The sequence below is a fragment of the Streptomyces sp. NPDC054840 genome, assembly GCF_053611065.1.
Genome location: NZ_JBSGZP010000610.1, coordinates 1 through 4,447, shown reverse-complemented (window position 1 = coordinate 4,447; position 4,447 = coordinate 1). Strand labels below are relative to the sequence as shown.

Annotated in this window: 4 protein-coding genes; 1 reads left to right on the top strand and 3 read right to left on the bottom strand. The window is 72.3% G+C overall.

Features of this window, described 5'->3' with window-relative positions; translation table 11 throughout:
- Positions 1 to 239: 239 nt before the first annotated feature.
- The 3 genes from ACWGIU_RS30670 to ACWGIU_RS30660 form a co-directional block, all read right to left on the bottom strand.
- Positions 240 to 2,507 (bottom strand): heavy metal translocating P-type ATPase, encoded by a 2,268-nt coding sequence (locus ACWGIU_RS30670; RefSeq protein ID WP_453711262.1) that lies wholly within the window; start codon positions 2,505 to 2,507, stop codon positions 240 to 242.
- Between the two features lie 113 nt (positions 2,508 to 2,620).
- Positions 2,621 to 2,854, bottom strand: a complete 234-nt coding sequence (locus ACWGIU_RS30665) for a heavy-metal-associated domain-containing protein (protein WP_453711260.1) — start codon at positions 2,852 to 2,854, stop codon at positions 2,621 to 2,623.
- A 573-nt stretch (positions 2,855 to 3,427) separates the two neighbouring features.
- Positions 3,428 to 4,123 carry a TetR/AcrR family transcriptional regulator gene (locus tag ACWGIU_RS30660; protein WP_453711258.1) on the bottom strand — a complete coding sequence of 232 codons (696 nt, stop codon included), beginning with the start codon at positions 4,121 to 4,123 and terminating at the stop codon, positions 3,428 to 3,430.
- A gap of 113 nt (positions 4,124 to 4,236) precedes the next feature.
- On the opposite strand from ACWGIU_RS30660, the gene ACWGIU_RS30655 reads away from it, so the two are divergent.
- Positions 4,237 to 4,447: hypothetical protein (locus ACWGIU_RS30655; RefSeq protein WP_453711256.1), on the top strand; the 211-nt coding region annotated here is incomplete at its 3' end.

Below are 4,447 nucleotides of genomic sequence, written 5' to 3'. Positions count from 1 at the left end.
GAGCCGGGGCGTCGGTGTGCCGGGACCCGTTCGTCCGGGAGGGCCGCTCAAAGCCTCCCGCGGGCACGTGTCCCGGCCGGCTGATACCCACGGAAACCCCCCCAGGTCTCCGTGAAACGTCCCCCAAGACGTTCTTGGCATCGCCCCATTAGACCCATGACGACCCCGGATGGTTACGTTGTGGTCACTGTGATCTGCGTCTCCTGTGAAGGAAGTGTGCGGACCATGGGGAGGGGGCGCTAGCGGAAGGACCGCAACCGGAGGCTGTTGGTCACCACGAAGACCGAGGAGAAGGCCATCGCGGCCCCCGCGATCATCGGGTTGAGCAGACCGGCGGCCGCCAGCGGCAGGGCCGCCACGTTGTAGCCGAAGGCCCAGAACAGGTTGCCCTTGATCGTGGCCAGGGTCCGGCGCGAGAGCCGGATCGCGTCCGCCGCGACCCGCAGATCGCCCCGTACGAGGGTCAGGTCGCCCGCCTCGATGGCCGCGTCCGTGCCGGTGCCCATGGCCAGCCCGAGGTCCGCCTGGGCCAGCGCGGCCGCGTCGTTGACCCCGTCGCCGACCATCGCGACCGTACGGCCCTCGGCCTGCAGGCGGCGTACGACGTCCACCTTGTCCTGCGGGAGGACCTCGGCGATCACCTCGTCGATGCCCACCTCGCGGGCCACCGTCGCGGCGACGGCCCGGTTGTCGCCCGTCAGCAGGACCGGGGTGAGGCCGAGCGCCCGCAGCCGCGAGACCGCCTCGGCGCTGGTCTCCTTCACCGCGTCGGCGACGGTCAGGACCCCGCGGGCCGCGCCGTCCCAGGCCACCAGGACAGCGGTGCTGCCCGCGGCCTCGGCGGCCGCCTTGGCCTCGGCGAGGGCGGCCGGCAGTTCGATCGACCAGTCGGCCAGCAGCCGCTCGCGGCCCACCAGGACGGCGTGTCCGTCGACCACGCCCTGGACGCCGAGTCCGGCGACGTTCTCGAAGGACTCCGGAACCGGCAGGGAGCCGGCCCGCTCCGCCGCCCCGGTGGCGACGGCCTTTGCGATCGGGTGCTCCGAGGCGTGCTCCAGGGACCCGGCGAGGCGCAGGAGTTCGCGTTCGTCGACGCCCGCGGCGGTGAAGACGCCGGCGAGGGTCATCCGGCCTGTGGTGACGGTGCCGGTCTTGTCCAGGACGACGGTGTCCACACGGCGGGTGGATTCCAGCACCTCGGGCCCCTTGATCAGGATGCCGAGCTGCGCGCCCCGCCCGGTGCCGACCATCAGTGCGGTCGGGGTGGCCAGGCCCAGGGCGCAGGGGCAGGCGATGATCAGGACGGCCACGGCGGCGGTGAAGGCGGCGGTCGGGTCGTCGGTGATCAGCAGCCAGGTGATCCAGGTACCGACGGCGAGCACCAGGACGACGGGTACGAAGATCCCGGAGATCTGGTCGGCGAGGCGCTGCACCTCGGCCTTGCCGTTCTGCGCGGCCTCCACCATCTTCGCCATCCGGGCGAGCTGGGTGTCGGCGCCGATCCGGGTGGCCTCGACGACCAGGCGTCCGGAGGTGTTGACGGTGGCTCCGGTGACGGAGTCGCCCACGGTGACGTCGACCGGGACGGACTCGCCGGTCAGCATGGAGGCGTCCACGGCGGAGCCGCCCTCGATGACGGCGCCGTCGGTGGCGATCTTCTCGCCGGGGTGGACGACGAAGCGGTCGCCGACCGCGAGCGCGCTCACCGGGATCCGTACCTCCTGCCCCGCACGGAGGACGACGACGTCCTTGGCGCCCAGCTCCAGCAGGGCCTTGAGGGCGGCGCCCGCCTTCCGCTTGGAGCGGGCCTCCAGGTAGCGGCCCAGCAGGATGAAGGAGACGACGCCGGCCGCGACCTCCAGGTAGATGGCGGAGGATCCGTCCGTGCGGGAGATCGTGAGGTCGAAGCCGTGGCGCATGCCGGGCATGCCCGCGTGGCCGAAGAACAGGGCCCACAGTGACCAGGCGAAGGCTGCCAGCGTGCCGACCGAGACCAGGGTGTCCATGGTGGCGGCGCCGTGCCGGGCATTGGTCCAGGCGGCCTTGTGGAAGGGGTAGCCGCCCCAGACGACGACGGGGGCCGCGAGGGTCAGGGAGAGCCACTGCCAGTTGTCGAACTGGAGGGCCGGGATCATCGCGAGCAGGATCACGGGCAGGGCGAGCGCGACGGAGACCAGCAGGCGCTGCCGCAGCGCGGCGAGCACCGGGTCGGGCGTTTCGGCCCCGCTTTCGGCGCGTACCGCTTCGGCGGCTTCCGGGGCGGGCGGCGGCGGGGGCTCCTCGGCGGTGTAGCCGGTCTTGACGACGGTCGCGATCAGGTCGGCGACCTGCACATCGCCGGTGTAGGAGACGCGGGCCTTCTCGGTGGCGTAGTTCACCGAGGCCTCGACGCCGTCCATCCGGTTGAGCTTCTTCTCGATGCGGGCGGCGCAGGAGGCGCAGGTCATCCCGCCGATCGAGAGCTCGACCGCCGTTATCGGTCCGTCGTGCAGTGTGCTGCTGGTCATGTTCCGGCTCCAGGGGGATGGCCGGGCCGTACGGGACCAGTATGAGCTGGCCGGCACGGCCCGGCGGGGTCCCGCGGGGCTGCCGCGGGTGCCGTGCGGGTGGGGCGCGCCGCTCAGATCTGTCCGGCGAACTCGTAGCCGGCCTCGTCCACCGCGGCGCGGACGTCCTCGTCGGCGAGCGGGGCGGCGGAGACCACGGTGACCTCGCCGGTCGCGGCGACGGCCTTGACCGTGCTGACGCCCGGCAGGGCGGAGATCTCGGTGGTCACCGCGCCCTCGCAGTGTCCGCAGGTCATGCCGGTCACCCGGTAGACGGTGGTGGTCTGGGTGTCCGTCTCGGCGGTCATGTCGTTCTCCTCTTCAGGGGCGTGTGCCGGTCACCGGGAGGGGCGGCCGATGGCTCCACCGTCCTCCCGACACTTCGAGACTATACCCCTGGGGGGTACCAAAGCGAGTACCGGCTCCCGTCTTTCGATCCTCGCGGGAAAACTGGCCGATATGGGTGGAACTGTACGGAAATAGCCGATATGGATCACTCGGGAAGCCCCGCCCCTGATCGCGGCTGCCGCGTACGCGCGCCCCGGCTCGCGTGCGGGGTGTCGCGGCGGATGGGCCCAGGCCGGTCATCGCCGTGCCGCTGCTGCTGGGCGGGGGCGCCCCGGCCGGCTGCTCGGGGCGGTGTCGACGGCCTTCGCCGCCGACCGGGGTCGGCGCGGTTCGGGTCCCCCGCGCTGCCGCTGATGGGGCCATCATGACGTGGGGCGCGGCGAGGCGGGCTGACGGGGCCGGGCGAGGCGGCTGCGCCGGTGGGCGGCCGGGATGCTGTCCGTCCCGGCGTTCGCGCTGGTGGGCCTGCGGCCGCCGGCCCGCGCGCGGGTCCGAGGACGCCGAGGTGGTGCGGGCCGGGCGGGCCGGGCGGGTCAGTGAGGGGGAGTCCGGGTGATCATCGGCTCCAGGTAGCGCAGCAGGACGGTCTTGAGTTCGGCGGTGTAGGCGGCGCGTTCGTCGCCCTCGTGGGCCAGGATCAGGTCGAGGGACGACTTGAAGATGCCCAGGATCATGTTCGAGATGTGGGCGAGCTCCTGGGCCGAGGCCTGGGGGCAGAAGTCGCGCAGCACGGCCTCGATGCGGGTGAGCAGGCCGGTGTGCAGTTCCTCGTGCTCCTGGGCGATGCCGGGGACGCCGGTGCCGTGCATGAGGGCCCAGAAGGCGGGGTTCTCGCAGTTGAAGGCGATGACCGGGTCGAGGACGGCGTCGAGCAGCTCGGGCAGGGGGCGCTGGAGGTTCTCGGGGCGGAAGGCTTGTCCGTGCGTCTCGTGCGCCCGCTGGAGGAGCTGCCCGCCGAGCTCGATCGCGATGGCCTCCTTGTTGGGGAAGTACTGGTAGAGGGTGCCCGGCGACACGCCCGCCTCGCGGGCGATGGCGTTGGTGCTGGCCGAGGCGTAGCCGGTACGGCAGAACACGCCGGCGGCGGCGGACAGCAGCTGGGAGATCCGGCGTTCGCCACGGGCCTGGCGGCGGCGCGGAGTGGCGGTGGTCCCGGTCTCGGCCGTGGCTGTCGCGGCGGAAGGGCTCGCGGTCCGGCTTCCGGTCCCCTTTTCAGCGTTTTTGTCCATGCGTGTCCCCGGCATGTCCAATCCCCTGCTTCCCGTGGGTGATTGACAAACACGAGTGCTCGTGTTTGCCAGTCTAAGCTGCCTGGCAATCACGGTGAAGGGGACACCGAGTCATGTCCGAAGTCAAGAAACCGCCGTCCTCCGAGGCGGACGCGGGGTGGACCCGGTTCGTCACGGCCCGGCCGCGGCTCACGCTGCTGCTCGCCCTGCTGGTCACGGCCCTGGCCGTGGTCGCCGGCGGCGGCGTCGCCGACCGGCTGGGAAGTGGCGGCTGGGAGGACCCGGGCGCCCAGTCCACCTACGCCGCACGGGCCCTGGAGAGGG

Coding starts and splice junctions, on each gene's coding strand:
- ACWGIU_RS30660 (WP_453711258.1), bottom strand. CDS start 4,123: ATGGACAAAAACGCTGAAAAGGGGACCGGAAGCCGGACCGCGAGCCCT.
- ACWGIU_RS30670 (WP_453711262.1), bottom strand. CDS start 2,507: ATGACCAGCAGCACACTGCACGACGGACCGATAACGGCGGTCGAGCTC.
- ACWGIU_RS30665 (WP_453711260.1), bottom strand. CDS start 2,854: ATGACCGCCGAGACGGACACCCAGACCACCACCGTCTACCGGGTGACC.